Source organism: Microcoleus sp. EPA2, from assembly GCA_020882975.1.
Taxonomy (GTDB): domain Bacteria; phylum Cyanobacteriota; class Cyanobacteriia; order Cyanobacteriales; family Microcoleaceae; genus Microcoleus.
The window spans coordinates 59,849-75,028 of the sequence record JAHRFD010000010.1; the positions used below are offsets into that span (position 1 = coordinate 59,849).

Annotated in this window: 26 protein-coding genes; 18 read left to right on the forward strand and 8 right to left on the reverse strand. The window is 44.9% G+C overall.

All coding sequences use genetic code 11. From position 1 onward, the window contains the following. The first annotated feature begins 225 nt into the window (after positions 1 to 225). Both AAFP14_RS11595 and AAFP14_RS11600 read left to right on the forward strand, forming a co-directional pair. The gene (locus AAFP14_RS11595) at positions 226 to 1,446 is read left to right on the forward strand and encodes a hypothetical protein (RefSeq protein ID WP_341732414.1); all 1,221 of its coding nucleotides are present in this window, start codon (positions 226 to 228) and stop codon (positions 1,444 to 1,446) included. 105 nt (positions 1,447 to 1,551) lie between these two features. Then, complete coding sequence (locus tag AAFP14_RS11600) at positions 1,552 to 1,785, forward strand: hypothetical protein (protein WP_341732415.1); 234 nt, start codon at positions 1,552 to 1,554, stop codon at positions 1,783 to 1,785. 517 nt (positions 1,786 to 2,302) lie between these two features. Here AAFP14_RS11600 and AAFP14_RS11605 read toward each other — a convergent pair. The 3 genes from AAFP14_RS11605 to AAFP14_RS11615 form a co-directional block, all read right to left on the reverse strand. After that, on the reverse strand, positions 2,303 to 2,638 hold the full coding sequence (locus AAFP14_RS11605) for a ribulose bisphosphate carboxylase small subunit (protein WP_341732416.1): 336 nt from the start codon (positions 2,636 to 2,638) through the stop codon (positions 2,303 to 2,305). 46 nt (positions 2,639 to 2,684) lie between these two features. Next, entirely contained in the window at positions 2,685 to 3,098 is a 414-nt protein-coding gene (gene rcbX, locus AAFP14_RS11610) for a RuBisCO chaperone RbcX (protein WP_333271361.1), read from the reverse strand. 137 nt (positions 3,099 to 3,235) lie between these two features. Then, the gene (locus AAFP14_RS11615; protein WP_333271358.1) at positions 3,236 to 4,666 is read right to left on the reverse strand and encodes a form I ribulose bisphosphate carboxylase large subunit; all 1,431 of its coding nucleotides are present in this window, start codon (positions 4,664 to 4,666) and stop codon (positions 3,236 to 3,238) included. A gap of 573 nt (positions 4,667 to 5,239) precedes the next feature. On the opposite strand from AAFP14_RS11615, the gene AAFP14_RS11620 reads away from it, so the two are divergent. Together AAFP14_RS11620 and AAFP14_RS11625 are read left to right on the forward strand one after the other, a co-directional pair. Then, complete coding sequence (locus AAFP14_RS11620; protein ID WP_341732417.1) at positions 5,240 to 6,994, forward strand: serine/threonine protein kinase; 1,755 nt, start codon at positions 5,240 to 5,242, stop codon at positions 6,992 to 6,994. Between the two features lie 309 nt (positions 6,995 to 7,303). Then, positions 7,304 to 7,498, forward strand: a complete 195-nt coding sequence (locus tag AAFP14_RS11625; protein ID WP_341732502.1) for a HepT-like ribonuclease domain-containing protein — start codon at positions 7,304 to 7,306, stop codon at positions 7,496 to 7,498. Positions 7,499 to 7,574: 76 nt separating this feature from the next. On the opposite strand, the gene petN is transcribed toward AAFP14_RS11625, so the two are convergent. Beyond that, entirely contained in the window at positions 7,575 to 7,664 is a 90-nt protein-coding gene (gene petN / locus AAFP14_RS11630; RefSeq protein WP_071883976.1) for a cytochrome b6-f complex subunit PetN, read from the reverse strand. 78 nt (positions 7,665 to 7,742) lie between these two features. Between petN and AAFP14_RS11635 the strand changes: the two genes are divergently transcribed. Then, on the forward strand, positions 7,743 to 8,222 hold the full coding sequence (locus AAFP14_RS11635; RefSeq protein WP_341732418.1) for a hypothetical protein: 480 nt from the start codon (positions 7,743 to 7,745) through the stop codon (positions 8,220 to 8,222). Between the two features lie 264 nt (positions 8,223 to 8,486). Here AAFP14_RS11635 and AAFP14_RS11640 read toward each other — a convergent pair whose 3' ends face one another. Next, complete coding sequence (locus tag AAFP14_RS11640; protein ID WP_341732419.1) at positions 8,487 to 9,161, reverse strand: SDR family oxidoreductase; 675 nt, start codon at positions 9,159 to 9,161, stop codon at positions 8,487 to 8,489. A gap of 264 nt (positions 9,162 to 9,425) precedes the next feature. Between AAFP14_RS11640 and AAFP14_RS11645 the strand changes: the two genes are divergently transcribed. After that, positions 9,426 to 9,719, forward strand: coding sequence for a hypothetical protein (locus AAFP14_RS11645; RefSeq protein ID WP_341732420.1), 294 nt, complete (start codon positions 9,426 to 9,428; stop codon positions 9,717 to 9,719). A 59-nt stretch (positions 9,720 to 9,778) separates the two neighbouring features. On the opposite strand, the gene AAFP14_RS11650 is transcribed toward AAFP14_RS11645, so the two are convergent. Both AAFP14_RS11650 and AAFP14_RS11655 read right to left on the reverse strand, forming a co-directional pair. Further along, positions 9,779 to 9,988, reverse strand: coding sequence for a hypothetical protein (locus AAFP14_RS11650; RefSeq protein WP_236505802.1), 210 nt, complete (start codon positions 9,986 to 9,988; stop codon positions 9,779 to 9,781). A 4-nt stretch (positions 9,989 to 9,992) separates the two neighbouring features. Further along, entirely contained in the window at positions 9,993 to 10,361 is a 369-nt protein-coding gene (locus tag AAFP14_RS11655) for a GIY-YIG nuclease family protein (RefSeq protein ID WP_341732421.1), read from the reverse strand. A 20-nt stretch (positions 10,362 to 10,381) separates the two neighbouring features. On the opposite strand from AAFP14_RS11655, the gene AAFP14_RS11660 reads away from it, so the two are divergent. From AAFP14_RS11660 to AAFP14_RS11710, 12 genes are all read left to right on the forward strand, one after another. Then, positions 10,382 to 10,525 (forward strand): hypothetical protein, encoded by a 144-nt coding sequence (locus tag AAFP14_RS11660; protein ID WP_341732422.1) that lies wholly within the window; start codon positions 10,382 to 10,384, stop codon positions 10,523 to 10,525. 140 nt (positions 10,526 to 10,665) lie between these two features. Next, complete coding sequence (locus tag AAFP14_RS11665; RefSeq protein ID WP_341732503.1) at positions 10,666 to 11,019, forward strand: element excision factor XisH family protein; 354 nt, start codon at positions 10,666 to 10,668, stop codon at positions 11,017 to 11,019. Further along, entirely contained in the window at positions 11,007 to 11,342 is a 336-nt protein-coding gene (locus tag AAFP14_RS11670; RefSeq protein WP_341732423.1) for a XisI protein, read from the forward strand. Before AAFP14_RS11665 ends, AAFP14_RS11670 begins: the two co-directional genes overlap by 13 nt. Before the next feature lie 108 nt (positions 11,343 to 11,450). Further along, positions 11,451 to 11,699 (forward strand): DUF4160 domain-containing protein, encoded by a 249-nt coding sequence (locus AAFP14_RS11675; RefSeq protein WP_106332426.1) that lies wholly within the window; start codon positions 11,451 to 11,453, stop codon positions 11,697 to 11,699. 13 nt (positions 11,700 to 11,712) lie between these two features. Beyond that, a complete protein-coding gene (locus AAFP14_RS11680) occupies positions 11,713 to 12,009 on the forward strand; it encodes a DUF2442 domain-containing protein (protein WP_341732424.1) in 297 nt (98 codons plus the stop codon). Between the two features lie 309 nt (positions 12,010 to 12,318). Further along, the gene (locus AAFP14_RS11685) at positions 12,319 to 12,540 is read left to right on the forward strand and encodes a type II toxin-antitoxin system HicA family toxin (RefSeq protein ID WP_341732425.1); all 222 of its coding nucleotides are present in this window, start codon (positions 12,319 to 12,321) and stop codon (positions 12,538 to 12,540) included. Beyond that, a complete protein-coding gene (locus tag AAFP14_RS11690) occupies positions 12,537 to 12,755 on the forward strand; it encodes a type II toxin-antitoxin system HicB family antitoxin (RefSeq protein ID WP_341732426.1) in 219 nt (72 codons plus the stop codon). Before AAFP14_RS11685 ends, AAFP14_RS11690 begins: the two co-directional genes overlap by 4 nt. 263 nt (positions 12,756 to 13,018) lie before the next feature. Then, positions 13,019 to 13,399 (forward strand): endonuclease domain-containing protein, encoded by a 381-nt coding sequence (locus tag AAFP14_RS11695; RefSeq protein WP_341732427.1) that lies wholly within the window; start codon positions 13,019 to 13,021, stop codon positions 13,397 to 13,399. Between the two features lie 152 nt (positions 13,400 to 13,551). Further along, entirely contained in the window at positions 13,552 to 13,839 is a 288-nt protein-coding gene (locus tag AAFP14_RS11700) for a hypothetical protein (RefSeq protein ID WP_341732428.1), read from the forward strand. Continuing rightward, positions 13,839 to 14,072 (forward strand): type II toxin-antitoxin system PemK/MazF family toxin, encoded by a 234-nt coding sequence (locus AAFP14_RS26680; protein ID WP_472851044.1) that lies wholly within the window; start codon positions 13,839 to 13,841, stop codon positions 14,070 to 14,072. Before AAFP14_RS11700 ends, AAFP14_RS26680 begins: the two co-directional genes overlap by 1 nt. Before the next feature lie 52 nt (positions 14,073 to 14,124). Then, positions 14,125 to 14,319, forward strand: a complete 195-nt coding sequence (locus AAFP14_RS11705; protein ID WP_341732429.1) for a hypothetical protein — start codon at positions 14,125 to 14,127, stop codon at positions 14,317 to 14,319. Then, positions 14,304 to 14,636: a type II toxin-antitoxin system PemK/MazF family toxin gene (locus AAFP14_RS11710; protein WP_341732430.1), complete on the forward strand. Its 333-nt coding sequence runs from the start codon at positions 14,304 to 14,306 to the stop codon at positions 14,634 to 14,636. The genes AAFP14_RS11705 and AAFP14_RS11710 overlap by 16 nt, the downstream gene beginning before the upstream one ends. Before the next feature lie 43 nt (positions 14,637 to 14,679). Here AAFP14_RS11710 and AAFP14_RS11715 read toward each other — a convergent pair whose 3' ends face one another. After that, positions 14,680 to 15,027 carry a hypothetical protein gene (locus AAFP14_RS11715; protein WP_341732431.1) on the reverse strand — a complete coding sequence of 116 codons (348 nt, stop codon included), beginning with the start codon at positions 15,025 to 15,027 and terminating at the stop codon, positions 14,680 to 14,682. Positions 15,028 to 15,180: the final 153 nt, after the last annotated feature.

Consider the following 15,180-nt stretch of genomic DNA (forward strand, 5'->3'; position numbering starts at 1 on the left):
GCGAGAAACCGGGTTTTTATCCACCTACTTTGTCATATTGTTTCCGGTTACATCGGAATGATTTAACCGCAGAGAACACAGAGGACACAGAGGGAGAGAATAGAGTTCTGAATAATTCTGATGAAGAGAGGATTTGATATCACACCACCCAAAAATCACCAAAAACCGGGTTTCTGAGGTTCTGCGGTTTTTGAGTCCATGAGTAGTTAAACGAGAATATATAAAATGCAGATCGGCATATTTTTAGGAAATCTCGGAAATCCCCTAATCTATTATCCCAAGTTAGCGAAGATTACTGGGGGTGTCTCGGCTAGTATTTTGCTATGTCAATTATTTCAATGGCAATCTCAACTAAAAAAAACAGAATGGCTAACAACTAATTGCGATGAGATTGAAGCAGTCACTGGGTTAAATTCGGAAGAACAAGAATTAGCCATAAATCAACTCAAAAGTCGTTCGCTCCTCAAAGCCAAATCAATTAATTATCACATATATACCTGGGAACTATGGGCTGACATTGATGTTTTTGAGGAAATACTCAATAATTACTTCACCGGAATTTCTGATGATAGCATAACACAAACTCTCCCGAAAAGTCTCAATTATCCTGTAGAAATAGTGGCTGATAATTCTTCATCAAATCCCAACATTAAAACCGACAAATTCTTCGGTCAACCCCGTAAACCCATAGCCGTTGCTGTCACCCCAAATTACCAATTTAGCGGCCCTTGGAACTCCCAAGAACAACTCCATAATTTTCAACGAGCTTTAGAAGCCTATGCTAGAAAATGCAACTTGGGTTTTGGCAATCCTTCGGGCTGGGCTTTCAAAATTATTGACAGTATCACTAAGGGCTTAGCTTCGACTTTTTGGGATGAATTTATCGCGGGCATTCCTTTAGGAGAAAGTCAGAAGGTGCAGCGAGATTGGGAAATTGCACCAGAAGTGCCTTATCCGGCCTTTGAAGAGGAGCGAATTCAGTATTATGTCCACAAAGGTGAACCGCTGGAAGCAGCGGTTTCTAAGGCTCGTGCTGATTTGAGAAACCCGGTTTTGGGTAAGGATTTGTGGGAGGGTTTTTTACGAAAGTGCGATCGCCTTGCGGAGGATGCTTTCCAAGCAAAACAGCGGGGGGTTGAGACACCATATCTGCCGTCTTCCTTCAACGAAAAACCGCAAATCACTAAGGATAGTGTGATGCGGAAATTAGGGGCGATCGCACCGCAATTTGCCCTGAATCAAGCCACATCTGAACCGACACCAGAACCGCCAAAACTTGCAGAAACAGCATCGCTAATCCCCGCTGAAACTCCCAGTATTTCCGCTTTGCAAAAAGCTTACAATACTCCTCTCGGTCGCAGTATAATTGAAAAACAGATTGCTGCGAATCCTGATTGGGGCTACGAAATAGTTGACGGGGAAATAGTGGAATCAATTCCTTTTTAATAACATTCCTAGACGGAACCGGCGCAATTAGTAGGGTGCGTCAGTTGGTAAAACCTATTTTTTATACTAAACTCAAGACTGACGCACCATACCAACTAAGCAGATATGAAGCGAATTAGCGAGATCAATCCGCTGGGGGAAGAGCGGGCAAATCCTTCGGAGCAAACTAGGGAAAATCTGCGGCGGGAAAGGTTGCAGCGACAAAGAGATGAGGGATATCAAATGTTAGTTGAACTCTGCGATATGGGCGAATATGACATGGCAGAGCAGTTGGCAATTCGCAACTCTAATTGGGGTTATGAAATAGTTGATGGGATTGTGATGGAAAGGATGGATTAGATTTGTAGTAAATAGGCACCAATGTCAATAACCCTGTAGGGGCGGGTTCGCCAATAATATCTAACTCTCGCTAACAATCTATATAAACCCGCCCCCCACCACTCATAAACCACATCAACCTTAAATTTGCATTAAATGCTAAGATGTAGGCGCTGATTTTTCCTTGGGTGGGGGCGGGTTTGAGAGATGGTAAATTCTCGGCAATTATTGTTTGTAAAACCCGCCCCTACGAGCCAATTATACAAGCCCAAAAAGATGTGGGTGGGGGCGGGTTTGAGAGATGGTAAATTCTCGGCAATTATTGTTTGTAAAACCCGCCCCTACGAGCCAATTATACAAGCCCAAAAAGATGTGGGTGGGGGCGGGTTTGAGAGATGGTAAATTCTCGGCAATTATTGTTTGTAAAACCCGCCCCTACTAGCAAATTATACAAGAAAAAAAAGAGGCAGGGAATATTCCCCGCCTCCAATCAGCAATGACTGTTAACCTAAAAATTAGATTAGCCAGCCAATCCTTTTTAGTAGCCTCTGGTGTTTGGCTTGTGGACGATGAAGCTGAGCACTTGGCATTGCTTCACGTTGTCAAAACCCATGACGCGGATGTAGCAACCAGGGTTTTCTTGACGGCAAGCGTTGATTTCTGTCATGATTTCTTGGACGCTGCGAGCGTGGAACAAAGGCAACTTCCAAAGAGTCCAATAGCGCATTTCAGCGGCGGAGGTTTCGTTGAATTCTACGCCGGGAATGTAGCCTTGATCCAAGATGTATTGCAGTTGCTTGGCAATTTGTGCGTCTGTCAGCGGGGGCAAATAGGACAGAGTTTCGTAACGACGCTCTTTAGGTAAAGTTTTCATTTTTCTATCTCTAAGGTGTGTGTTCGATTCGCACTCGTGCGATCGATTAACTCGACAAATTATCTAGATTCGCTTCCGAATCTATGGAGGATGTTTCAGGATTGCTGCTAGCCACAGACCAATTAAGCTGCGTAATTCGCTCCAAATGCTGGCGTCTGTGTTCCATATTCGCCTGTTGAATGCCAGTACAAACCATTTCCGGCAAAAATTCTGTCACATCGTGGGCCAGATATTCTCGCACCGTCATGATCCGAAATCCTAAATCTTGATTTTCCCTCAGCAATTCTTGAATGTATGCTTCTCCATCTTGGATTTTGCCCTTGGTGGAAAAGTCGTTCAACCAGATTGCTAGAGGAGGATTGGTTTCGCTCAATTGAGTGACCACAATCCGCACGGATTGATAGGTTAGGTAACTTGCCAGCACCTTAGCGGTGTCTTTCGCAACTTGTTTGAGATCCATTTTTGACCCCAGCCCTTAAGAGTTTTAGATTGTTGATTTTAGATTTTGGATGCAAACTTACTTGTAAATCTTCTTCTAAGATAAAGACATAACAGCAAGTTTGCTACCTAAAACCTAAAATCTCAAACCCAAAATCATCAAACGGTATCCATTGCCTCGAATTCAAACTTGATTTCTTTCCAGAGTTCGCAAGCAACAGCCAATTCAGGGCTCCATTTGCAAGCTTCGCGAATGATGTCTCCGCCTTCGCGCATCAAGTTGCGGCCTTCGTTACGTGCTTGGACGCAAGCTTCCAAAGCAACGCGGTTAGCTGTTGCACCAGGTGCGTTACCCCAAGGGTGGCCCAAGGTGCCGCCGCCGAACTGCAAGCAGGAGTCGTCGCCGAAGATTTCCACCAAGGCTGGCATATGCCAGATGTGGATACCGCCGGATGCAACTGGCATGACACCAGGCATGGAGGCCCAATCTTGGGTGAAGTAGATACCGCGAGCGCGGTCTTGTTCGATGTGGTCTTCGCGCATCAAGTCTACGAAGCCCATGGTGATGCCTTTTTCGCCTTCGAGTTTGCCCACAACTGTACCGGAGTGCAGGTGGTCGCCGCCGGACATCCGCAAGCACTTGGCAAGCACGCGGAAGTGGATACCGTGGTTTTTCTGACGGTCGATAACGGCGTGCATGGCGCGGTGAATGTGCAACAGGATTCCGTTGCGACGGCACCATTTGGCCAAGGTGGTGTTTGCAGTGAAACCACCGGTCAGGTAGTCGTGCATGATGATGGGGGTTTTGATTTCTTTGGCGAATTCAGCCCGTTCCATCATTTCTTCGCAGGTGGGGGCGGTGACGTTGAGGTAGTGACCTTTGACTTCGCCGGTTTCTGCTTGAGCTTTTTCAATAGCTTCTTGAACGAACAAGAAACGATCGCGCCAACGCATGAATGGTTGGGAGTTGATGTTTTCGTCGTCTTTGGTGAAATCCAAACCGCCGCGTAGAACTTCGTAAACGGCACGGCCGTAGTTCTTAGCAGACAGACCCAATTTGGGCTTAATTGTACAACCGAGCAAAGGACGGCCGTACTTGTTCAATTTGTCGCGCTCAACGGTGATACCGTGAGGAGGACCTTGGAAGGTTTTGAGGTAAGCAATGGGAATCCGCAGGTCTTCCAACCGCAGAGCACGTAGGGCTTTGAAACCGAACACGTTACCAACCAAAGAGGTGAGCAAGTTGGTGACGGAACCTTCTTCAAACAAATCCAAAGGATAAGCGATGAAGCAAATGTATTGGTTGTCTTCGCCGGGGACTGGCTCGATGTCGTAGCAACGGCCTTTGTAGCGATCGAGGTCGGTGAGGAGGTCAGTCCACACAGTTGTCCAAGTACCGGTGGAAGATTCAGCAGCCACAGCAGCGCCGGCTTCTTCTGGTGGTACTCCAGGTTGTGGAGTTACACGGAAAGCCGCCAAAATATCTGTATCTTTCGGGGTGTAGTCCGGTGTGTAATACGTTAGTTTATAGTCTTGAACTCCGGCTTTATACCCAGCCTTGGATTGAGTTTGGGTTTGCGCGTAAGCCATATCTCGCTTCCTAGTATTCGCTTAATTTTGGGGCCTGATGGCAGGCTCTTAGAAATATATCAAGAAAGTGGCGCTCTAAAATTTTAATATTCTTTTAATCATCATAAGTATTGTTTATTTCCCTTTACATTAAGAAATTATTTGTAACATCTCTTATTAAACAAAAGGTACGAATAATGCTTGGGGATCGCAACAGAAGGGAGAGGGAACAAGATAGAGGGAATTAAAAAAAAAGGTTGGTTATCTAGGAGAGAAAGAATAAAGAAAGGGAATGGAGAGTTAGTTAGAAATACCTAAAATTATAGTTGATAGTTGAGTTCGATCGCGCGATCGAACTCAATCGAACTCAACGGCTATCCAAAAATCTCAAACCGCAAATTTTCAATCTATAACTACTGTCTTCCACCGTCAAAAATCCAAACCATAGCACATAATATGGACAGGACTTGCGCGATGCCAAGTTTCTTAAATTCAAAAATCTCCTTACAGCAATTGAACCGGAATGTCAACCCGGTTGCTGGGATAGCTGCTCGTAAGTCTTAATGGATATTTAGCCCCATTTCTACTCTGGTTGTGCCACACCCCCATTCAAAATCTGTCCACTGCATTAATCCAGATTGCCCAAAGCCGTACCCTCAGACTTGGGGCAACAATTTTTGTCAGAGTTGCGGAGGGCCGCTGCGACTGAAAAATCGCTATGTGCCGCTACAAGTTTTGGGTAAAGGCGGTTTTGCCGCTATCTACACGGTTTGGGATACAGAATCTGAAACCGAGCGCGTGCTCAAAGTATTGCTGGAAACTTCGCCGAAAGCGGTGAAACTATTCGAGCAAGAAGCTTGGGTGTTAGCAATTTTGCGCAATCCCGGTGTCCCCAGAGTCGAGGCTGAGGGTTATTTTCATGTGCAAATGCAAAACTTGGCAGGGGAGGGAAATGCTGCGGCGCGCAGGCTTCCTTGTTTGGTAATGGAGAAGATTCACGGTAAAACTTTGGAAGATATTCTGGATGAGCACCCCCAAGGTTGTCCGCCAGAATGGGTTTTTAGTTGGCTTAGTCAAGCTGTGGAAATTTTAGAGGAGTTGCATAGATGTCAGATTATTCACCGCGATATTAAACCGAGCAATTTGATGCTGCGGATGCCACAATCGCCACAACTTTTGCTGGCTAACGGTTTGGGTGGATTGCAGTTGGTGACGATCGACTTTGGCGGTGTTAAACAGATGGGTGGTGTCGCACCGGTGGGGAAAGATGCTCCAAGTTCGACGCGGTTAATTTCTCCTGGCTATAGCCCGCCGGAACAAATTGTTGGGGGCGGTGTGGGCCCGGCGACGGATTTTTATGCCTTGGGGCGGACTTGTATTCACTTGCTGACGGGGAAGTATCCGGCGGATATTGAAGATCCGATGACTGGGGAGTTGCGATGGCGGCATATTTCGCCGATCGCCCCGGCTTTTGCTAATTTGTTGGATGATATGGTGCGATCGGATGTGCAGCAGCGTCCGGCGACGGCTGGGGAGGTTCGCCAACGTTTGAGGCAGATTTCTACTCGGCATCAGGGACGAATGGCGATCGCGCCTAGCAGTCAAGCTATGCTGAAATTCTGTAGGCAAGTATTGGTGGTGGGGGCGCAAAAAACTGTCAGCCTGACTGGTTTTGTGTTTGGGGCGATCGCCCAAATTGTGGTAGCTTCTCTGGATACGGGCTGGGAAATGGTGCTCGGTGGGATTGGGGGAAGTGCGGGGGCGATCGGCGGTTTAGTTTTGGGCTATGCTTCGCCTATTGGCCCGGAAATTGCGAATTTTTTGAATGAGGGTTTGCATCAATTAATTCCTAATATGACTTTCGCTGTGGGGCCGGAGGTGCTACTGTTTGGATTTGCGGGATTGGGAACTGCGATCGGGTTGACGGATGCGGGCAGTTTTCGCCAACAAAAACAGTATTGGTTATCGGGATTGATGGGTGTTCAAGGTTATTTGTTAGCTGGTTTGTGTTGGTTGGAGTCGAGTGCTTCTAGTGGGGTGCAGGGGATTATTTTGGGTGCTTTTGCGATCGCATCTTTGACTGTGGGAATGGGTTTGCGGAGTCACCAATTGGTGCACGCTTTGGTGGTGGCTGTGTGTTCTACTGGGGTGTTTTTGTTTCTGAATGCTTTGAGCATTTTTCCTGGGAGTTTCTTGGAGAGTTTTGCCTCGTCTAACGCTACACTGGGCTTGTGGGAAGTTTGGGGGGCTGTGGCGTTTTTTGGTTTGTTGGGAAGTGCGATCGGGCTTTGTTTGGGAGTCAGTCATTATTTGGTTGTGCCTTTGTTAAGGTGGTTGGGTTGGAAGTAAGCCCTGGGGCGGGGCGGGTTTATGAGCTCTTTTGTTTGAGTCAATTATAGTTGGTGAAACCCGCCCCTACATTGATGGTGCAATCTGTAGGGGCGGGTTCACTGATGAATTTTGCCACCTACAAACCATCTTGAAAAACCCGCCCCCACCCAACCCATAACCCCGATTTACCATCGTCACCCCATCATTACAATCAACTAATTATGAATTTTTGGGTTGAGATTGGGCGGGTTTATGAGATTGTTAGTTTTTGGCAATTATGGTTGCTGAACCCGCCCCTACATTGTGATGGGAGAAGCTGTTAAGTGACTGTCAGCAGAATTTCGGAACCAGTATTCTGAAGTTCCCTGGCGAGAGATTGCTGGAATGAGAGACATTCTTACCCATCATTCTGATAGACTCAATTTCGATACCCTATGGGATGTTATTCAAGCTGATATCCCAGAACTCCTAGGATTGCTTGAACCATTACTACCTAATCCCGATGAAATGGACAATGAATAGTTGTGAAGTGCCCTGACTAAAGCTTTGCTATAGTTGGGGTACTTCACAATGTCTGTTTCGCAAGCTATTGTGAAACCTAGAAACCGTTGCGTCCCCAAATGACCATTGAAATTGAGAACGAGAACAGAACTAGCACCGAAACCCAACCGAGTGACAAAATATCCATAGCTATTTAACAAACTGTACAAAATGACTCCAAACCTTATGATAAGTCAATTTGAGCCATTTTTGAAATGAGGGCGCTGTGAAGGATTTGTCTAATTTTAGTGCTGCTGAACGGGTGGAATCTTTGAAAGCAGGCGCTGTTGCTGCTTTTGGGATGTTTTGGGGTTTTGGGGCGATCGCTCTTGTTAATACCTGGATTCTAGTCCCTAGGTTTGATTTTCTGGCTGGATTGCAGGTAGGGGCGATCGACCTAAATTTTGCTTTTAAAGGGTCGATCGCCCTTTTGGCCGGTTTTCTCTTTGGTGTCACTTACCGCTATGCTATTCGCACCGATACCAACGCGCAGCTAAAATCCGGCGTGGTGTTGGCTTTTGGGCTGGTACGGGCTTGTGGACAGTTGGATGCGGGATGGTTTTTTGAGGCTGGGAAAATACCTGTGGTACAGGAGTTATTGCCCTTTGTGGTTGCGAGTGTGGAGAGTGTGGTATTATTTGCGATCGCCGGTTTTGTGTTAGATTGGGCGATGGGGCGATCGTACATTAAGTGTTTTGATTCTTGAGAGGACACGGCAATGCCCATAGGTGTCAACTTAAGGTTCATTTCACAGTCCGGCAAGGGTTGAAACCCCTGCCTCAAAGCGCAAGTCCTCTCAAAGAGGACTGATGATTTCTTGAGTCCTGTTTGAGAGGACTGTCTTCTATTAGAAAGGGGTTTCAACCCCGGTTGGACTCCTGGAATGACTAACAGACTTGGCGGGTTGACAGCTTAAGTTGACACGCTTTGGGCACTGCCGTCTCCTCCTACAATTAAGCCGTGTCAGCCCTTAAAAATTTAACACTTCAAATTCGGGACTACCATAAACCATTTGTTTATCTACAGCCGACAAAACCCGATTATTAGCAACATCAGAAACTAGACATTGACAAACTAACTGCGCTACATCAGCGCGATGGATATTGCCAGCAACTCGACAATCTTGTGTTAAAACACCATTGCCCGTTGCAGGTTCCGATTTCAGTCCGCCCGGACGAATCACAGTATAAATCATCCCACTTGCTATCAAGTGATTTTCGGCTTTTTCCTTATCAATTAACACTGGGCCCAAGGTTTCTAAAGCTTGGGGTGGCAAAGCGCCCGCAGTATTACCACTACCGATGGAGGAAACTAAAATAAACTTTTTTACTCCGGCTTTGACAGCCGCATCAATCAAGTTTTTGTTGCCTAAATAATCTGCTCTTTGTCCATCTTTTGGCAAGCCTCCGATGGTGCTGATTACGGCATCAATTGGTGCGCTACCAGTCATGGCTGCATCCACAGCCTCCGAGTCCAAAGCATCGCCCAGATTGACTTTGATGCCCATTGCTGCTAATTCTGGGCTGGTTTCGGGCGATCGCAAAAATGCAGTTACTTGAACATTTTGTGCTGTCAAACATTTGGCAATTTCTTTACCGACACCCCGACTAGCACCGGCTAAAAAAATGTGGAGTGAATCTGTCATAGGAATTTTGTTTGAATTTGTTGTGGACGATTCGCTGTTGTGGGCGATCGACTGTTGTGGGCGATCGACCTCAAGCTCTCAAATGGGTTCCATAAAGCATACCTTAAAAAAGGGGGTAAAAGAAGCAACGAGAGTTGAATGGGTGGCCCGATGCGATCGTCGCCCTTTTTGACTTATTCCAAAAGGGCGATCGCAGATCGAACTCAACTGGAAGCTAATAGTTGTATAATAGACAAGCTAGGCAAGCGCAAACAGTGAAAACCTATGTCACAAGCAATCCTCAACCAAATTGTCAATCAGCTTGAAATGCTTGATTTTTTTGAGTTACAGGAACTAGAACGCGCGATCGAGAAATATCTGGCTGATAAACAGCAAGCTACTCAACAAAAACCAACTCAAAAATTTGTTAATAAAAAGCAATTATTTCAAGAATGGGATGCCATTTCTGATGAGGAAGCTGCGGTACTAAAAGCTGAGTTTACCACAGATTATGTATCAAGATTACAGGTAGCATTGCAGTATACATTGCAAATGGATGAATTCGAGAATGTAGAATAATATAAATAGCGATCGCCCTTTGTGACTTGTTCCAAAAGGGCGATCGCCTTCCATAATCGTTAGTCGATTTTGGGCTTGCAATCGACAAAGGATAAAGCCTCTTCATCGAGATAGCCGGCGATCGCCATTTCAATTACTGCCCAAACAGGATAGTTCATGGTTTTAGCGCGCAGGGATAGTGCTTCACGAATGGTTTTGGGTAATCCTTCTAGGAATATTTGTGCTAATTCCGGTGACAGATGTTCGGTGGTAATAGGCTGAGTTTGCATAGAATTAGTCCCTCGCTGGAATTTTCACGTTATAAGGTGGGTTAACAGCTTGAATGATGAGGCTTTCTAATTCTGATGATAGCTGAATCCATTGAGTAAAATCTAGCTGGTAAAAGGCGATGCGGATGTCTGTGGCTTTCAATCCTTCAATGAATGCCCAAAGTAAAGCTTTGTGGCCACCGCGAAAGCGATCGCGCAGTGTTCTAGTTTTGCCAATGTAGAGGATTCCAATGGTGCGATGTTTGACAGCGTAGATAGCAGCCCTCATGGGAAGTTCGCGAAATTCTTTGGAAAGGGTAATACAATCCTGAAAGGGAGTGGATGCAAGAATATTTAGTATGGCTTGGGCTTCTTGCTGGATGGATTCAGGCATAGCAGTGGGAGAGTTTGCAGTTGTTTCATCCTACAGCACGATCGCCCCTCTCCATCCACAAGACCGATCGCCCTTTCCATATAGTCAAAAATAGCCAAAAAGCGATCGCACGTTTTGATTTATTCCAAAGGGGCGATCGCCTTTTATTTCCGCTTCCGAAATAAAGGGCGATGGCGAGATATTCAGTTTGTATTGCACTATTGCACCAGTGTATACTAGATTATAGGGGTGTTTTGAGCTAGCTTATGCCACAGATATCTACCATAATGTCGTTAAAGCTGCTCTCGTTAAAGACGGCTGGACAATTACTCACGATCCTTTCACTATTAGATTTGAAGACTTGACTGTTTACGCGGATCTAGGAGCCGAAAAATTAATTGCCGCCGAGAGGAGTGAGCGAAAAATTGCTGTTGAGGTGAAGGTATTTATCAGTCCTTCCCCAGTGACCGATCTCGAACGAGCCGTTGGACAATACTATCTGTATTCTAGTTTTATGGCGCGGCTGGAGCCCGATCGTAATCTATACCTTGCCATTCCAAAACGCACTTATGAAAACTTTTTTCAGCGTCCGTCGATTCAGGAATTTGTTAAAGAACGACAATTCCCTTTGATTGTTTTCAATCCTGACTTAGAGGAGATTGTACTATGGAAAAGTTGACTCAGTATCGATCGATCGCGCGAGAAGTAATCGACGAATATGCCCGCTACAAACCTAGTTACGGGCAGAGTGATATGTCGGCGGTTTACGATCTCGATCGCGATCATTATTTGCTGGTTAGTTTTGGATGGAATGGCGATCGGCGAGTTTACAGCACTATCCTGCATCTGCGAATTTTTGAGGGTAAACTCTGGATAGAACGAGATGAAACTGAGGAGGGCGTGACTCAGGATTTGCTGGATCGAGGGGTTTTTCAAAAAGATATTGTGCTGGCTTTTTACCATTATGAAGACCGGAAGTTGACTGATTTTGCAATTGCTTGAGATAAAAGGGCGATCGCCCTTTTTGACTTATTCCAAAAGGGCGATCGACTGTCATTGTGTCATTAGCTCGGCTATAATAGTCCTCGTATCATTGTTTAAAGAAGCTTTATGCCAGAAGTTGCACGATTTTACGGAATAATCATCAAAATTTTCTTTGGGGATCACCCACCTCCTCATTTTCACGCAGTTTACGGTGAGTACAATGCTTTGATCGGCATTGAGTCTTTAGAAATTATTGAAGGAGATTTACCGAATCGGGCTCAAAAGTTGGTAATTGAATGGGCTACGTTGTACCAGAAAGAACTGCTGGATATGTGGAATAGCCAAGAATTTAGTAAACTTCCACCATTAAAATAACTGGGATTTTTTTATGAAACCTGAGCGCATTGTTTCTGCTAAAGCTATGGACGATCGCACCTTGATGGTAAAGTTTACCAATCTAGAAGTTAAAAAATACCACATCTCTAAGTTATTGGACAATCCGATGTTTGCGACATTACGCAATCCTGGGTTTTTCAGAAGTTTTACAATTGAACCTGGTGGTTATGCACTGGTTTGGAATGACGAGATAGATATCAGTGAATATGAACTTTGGCAGAATGGAATCAGTTGCACGGATGAGGAAATTGAGCGATATGTTGAATCTATTCATCAGGTTGCTCATTGAGAAATAATACCTGACTATTCTGAGCGATCGCACTTTTTGATTTATTGCAAAAGGGCGATCGCAGGTTTGGCATCTGGTATAAATGAAGGGCGATCGCTCTTCCCTGCAAAAACATTCATAACCAAAAGGGCGATCGGGCTGACATTGCCAAGCATGGCGATACGGCTGACGCTACGCTTCGCGCTTGACCTTTACATTGCCAAGCATGGATCTTGCATTTATCCATTCCCATTTATGCGGTATCAATGCTAAATTAGAACTTGGAGAAATTCAGTTAATATTTTTTATGCAAATGAAGTAAAAGCATATATGCCACGGAAAATTCGGGAATATAAAGCAGAATTGATTGCGTTGGGGTTCGCGCAGCGGCGGGGAAAGGGGAGCCATCAGAACTGGAAGCATCCACAACTACAACTATTGATTACCATTGCTTTCAAAGATGGCGAGGATACACCATTGTATTTGGATAAATTGTTAAAAAAAGCGATTCAAGAGTTAGAAACAATAGCAGCAGAGGAATCAGAGGAATGAATTACCCCTATAGTTTATTAATTCAATGGTCACAAGAGGATGGATTGTATTTGGTAACGCTGCCAGAGTTTGCAACAATTGCAATGCAGCCCTGTACTTATGGGAAAACTTATGAAGAAGCGATCGTCAATGCTAAAGAAGCGATCGCCAGCTACCTTGAGTATTGCCAAGAAGAAGGTTTAGTGCCTCCCAGTCCGGCAATCGTGGCAGCTTAAATAAAAGTCGAGGGCACTTTTTGACTCATAACAAAAGAGCGATCGACCTAGTTGTCAAGTAGGCATGATTTGAGATAAACTATTTCTGAAACTATTCCCTAAATATCGCCCCTCCGCCGACAATTTCAATGAACATCTTGTCCCCCCGTTCTTAAGGGGGGCTAGGGGGGATCAATCCAAGACTAAGCAACTAAACCTAGAATTTCAACTAACATCTTGTCCCCCCCTTCTTAAGGGGGGTTAGGGGGGATCGTACCGCGATCATGCCAAAACTAAACGACTCAAACTTCCACCTACCATACAACCCAAAACTCATCCCCATCGCCAAACAACTGCGGAAAAATCCAACTCCATCCGAAAAAAAACTGTGGCAGGATTTTCTCAGAAATTTCCCCTTTCGAGTTCTGAGGCAGCGCCCCATCGACAATTTTATCGTAGATTTTTATTGTGCGGCTTTACTGTTAGTAATTGAGATTGATGGAGAGAGTCATTTTACGGAACAAGGGAAACTATATGATGCAGAAAGAACCGGGATTTTAGAGGGGTATGGATTGAAGGTTGTCAGGTTTACGAATGTTGAGGTGTTGCAGAGTTTTGAGGGGGTTTGTGGGGAGTTGTTGGGTTTGATTGAGGGTGATTTTTGAGGCCAGATCCCCCCTAGCCCCCCTTAAGAAGGGGGGGACATGAGGGGAGGGGAGTTGAATGGGTGGCTGGATGCGATCGAGGCGATCGCACTCAACTGGACGCTAATAGTTGTATAATAGATAAGCTAGGCAAGCACAAAAAGTGAAAACCTATGTCACAAGCAATCCTCAAGCAAATTGTCAATCAGCTTGAAATGCTGGAATTTTTCGAGTTACAGGAACTCGATCGCGCGATCGGGAAATATCTAGCCCAGAAACAGCAAGCCACTCAACAAAATCAAAAATTGGCTAAAAAAAAGCAATTATTTCGAGAATGGGATGACATTTCTGATGAGGAAGCTGCGGTACTAAAAGCTGAGTTTTCCGCCGAGGATTTAGCTTTTGCAGAAGTCGTCTTAAGTGATTATCTACCCCAACTTCAGCAACAGGATAAAATCTGATGCTAGGAGATATTTATTTGGCAGATTTGAATCCTTCTAGAGGGTCAGAACAAGCAGGAATTAGACCAGTCATTATTGTACAGCGAGATACATTAGACCGCTTTACTACGACGGTGGTAGTAATTCCGGTAAAAGGAAGGCAATCCTGCTATAATTGGCTGAAGTTCGTCATATTGAGGCACAGAAGGCAGAGGAACCTACGCGATGAGCTGCTAATCTCAACGATGCTATAATAGATAAGAGTTACCCATGACCTCAATTAGTATATTTTGATAGGTAAATGAGATGAACGCTAAAGAATTACTGCTTAAGGAAGTAGAGAATATTCCAGAATTTATATTAGAAGAAGTTTGGAATTTCCTGCAAATCCTCAAATTAAAATACAATAAAGATAAGTTAGAAGCAAGCCTGCTCAGTGAATCTTCTTTAGAAAAAGACTGGTTAAAGTTAGAAGAGGATGAAGCGTGGCAGAATTTGTAAAAGGTGATGTGGTAGTTGTTCCATTCCCATTTTCCGATTTAACACAAGCCAAGCGCCGACCCGCTCTAGTAGTAGCAACTTTGGCAGGAGACGATCTAATTCTTTGTCAGATTACTAGCCAGAGAATTGCCGATCGCTATGCTATCACCCTTCAAAGTAGTGATTTTCGTGAGGGTGGACTTAACCAAACTAGCAACATTAGACCTAATCGCTTGTTTACCGCAGATCGAGAAATTATACTTTATAAAGCCGGTCAGATTAAAACTGAGAAGTTAAACGAGGCGATCGCTAAGATTGTTGAAATTATTCAGCAGTAATTCTCTATTGTCAAGCTTTCCCTCTGCTCAAAATGCTGTTTAACTAGATTGTGTTGTGCGATCGACCTTTCCATACCAAAAAGGCGATCGCACGTTTTGACTTATTCCAAAGGGGCGATCGCAGGTTTGGCATCTGGTATAGATGAAGGGCGATCGCTCTTTCCTGCAAAAATATTCGTAACCAAAAGAGCGATCGGACGGATGTTGAGTTGAGGAGATAGATCGCCCTTTTTTGAGAAAGAGGAGGAAAGGGCGATCGCACGTTTTGACTAATTCCAAAAAGTCGATCGCCCTTAGTTGAGAAAAAGCAAGAAAGGCCGAGATCGATTTGCTGTTGAGTTTTCGCTGGAATGGCGATCGCAACAACACCGCAAGCATAATGTAGTTGCACCCTGGTCTACCAAAACATTATCTAGGGTGATGGAGCGTATTTGCTCAGTGGGAATGAATCCTCGTGCAGCAGCAGACTGGTCGGCACGATTGGTAACAGTCAGTGTTGTTAAAACTTTACCGATTGATTTGTCGGAAGTTGCGTACATTGCGA

What these genes read in the sequence shown, in the direction of transcription:
- AAFP14_RS11640 (WP_341732419.1), bottom strand. Translation starts at nt 9,161, where the DNA reads ATGACAGATTCACTCCACATTTTTTTAGCCGGTGCTAGTCGGGGTGTC.
- AAFP14_RS11675 (WP_106332426.1), top strand. Translation starts at nt 11,451, where the DNA reads ATGCCAGAAGTTGCACGATTTTACGGAATAATCATCAAAATTTTCTTT.
- AAFP14_RS11705 (WP_341732429.1), top strand. Translation starts at nt 14,125, where the DNA reads ATGAACGCTAAAGAATTACTGCTTAAGGAAGTAGAGAATATTCCAGAA.
- AAFP14_RS11695 (WP_341732427.1), top strand. Translation starts at nt 13,019, where the DNA reads ATGCCAAAACTAAACGACTCAAACTTCCACCTACCATACAACCCAAAA.
- AAFP14_RS11615 (WP_333271358.1), bottom strand. Translation starts at nt 4,666, where the DNA reads ATGGCTTACGCGCAAACCCAAACTCAATCCAAGGCTGGGTATAAAGCC.
- AAFP14_RS11655 (WP_341732421.1), bottom strand. Translation starts at nt 10,361, where the DNA reads ATGCCTGAATCCATCCAGCAAGAAGCCCAAGCCATACTAAATATTCTT.
- AAFP14_RS11685 (WP_341732425.1), top strand. Translation starts at nt 12,319, where the DNA reads ATGCCACGGAAAATTCGGGAATATAAAGCAGAATTGATTGCGTTGGGG.
- AAFP14_RS11605 (WP_341732416.1), bottom strand. Translation starts at nt 2,638, where the DNA reads ATGAAAACTTTACCTAAAGAGCGTCGTTACGAAACTCTGTCCTATTTG.
- AAFP14_RS11645 (WP_341732420.1), top strand. Translation starts at nt 9,426, where the DNA reads ATGTCACAAGCAATCCTCAACCAAATTGTCAATCAGCTTGAAATGCTT.
- rcbX (WP_333271361.1), bottom strand. Translation starts at nt 3,098, where the DNA reads ATGGATCTCAAACAAGTTGCGAAAGACACCGCTAAGGTGCTGGCAAGT.
- petN (WP_071883976.1), bottom strand. Translation starts at nt 7,664, where the DNA reads ATGGATATTTTGTCACTCGGTTGGGTTTCGGTGCTAGTTCTGTTCTCG.
- AAFP14_RS11700 (WP_341732428.1), top strand. Translation starts at nt 13,552, where the DNA reads ATGTCACAAGCAATCCTCAAGCAAATTGTCAATCAGCTTGAAATGCTG.
- AAFP14_RS11650 (WP_236505802.1), bottom strand. Translation starts at nt 9,988, where the DNA reads ATGCAAACTCAGCCTATTACCACCGAACATCTGTCACCGGAATTAGCA.
- AAFP14_RS11670 (WP_341732423.1), top strand. Translation starts at nt 11,007, where the DNA reads ATGGAAAAGTTGACTCAGTATCGATCGATCGCGCGAGAAGTAATCGAC.
- AAFP14_RS26680 (WP_472851044.1), top strand. Translation starts at nt 13,839, where the DNA reads ATGCTAGGAGATATTTATTTGGCAGATTTGAATCCTTCTAGAGGGTCA.
- AAFP14_RS11595 (WP_341732414.1), top strand. Translation starts at nt 226, where the DNA reads ATGCAGATCGGCATATTTTTAGGAAATCTCGGAAATCCCCTAATCTAT.
- AAFP14_RS11600 (WP_341732415.1), top strand. Translation starts at nt 1,552, where the DNA reads ATGAAGCGAATTAGCGAGATCAATCCGCTGGGGGAAGAGCGGGCAAAT.
- AAFP14_RS11690 (WP_341732426.1), top strand. Translation starts at nt 12,537, where the DNA reads ATGAATTACCCCTATAGTTTATTAATTCAATGGTCACAAGAGGATGGA.
- AAFP14_RS11680 (WP_341732424.1), top strand. Translation starts at nt 11,713, where the DNA reads ATGAAACCTGAGCGCATTGTTTCTGCTAAAGCTATGGACGATCGCACC.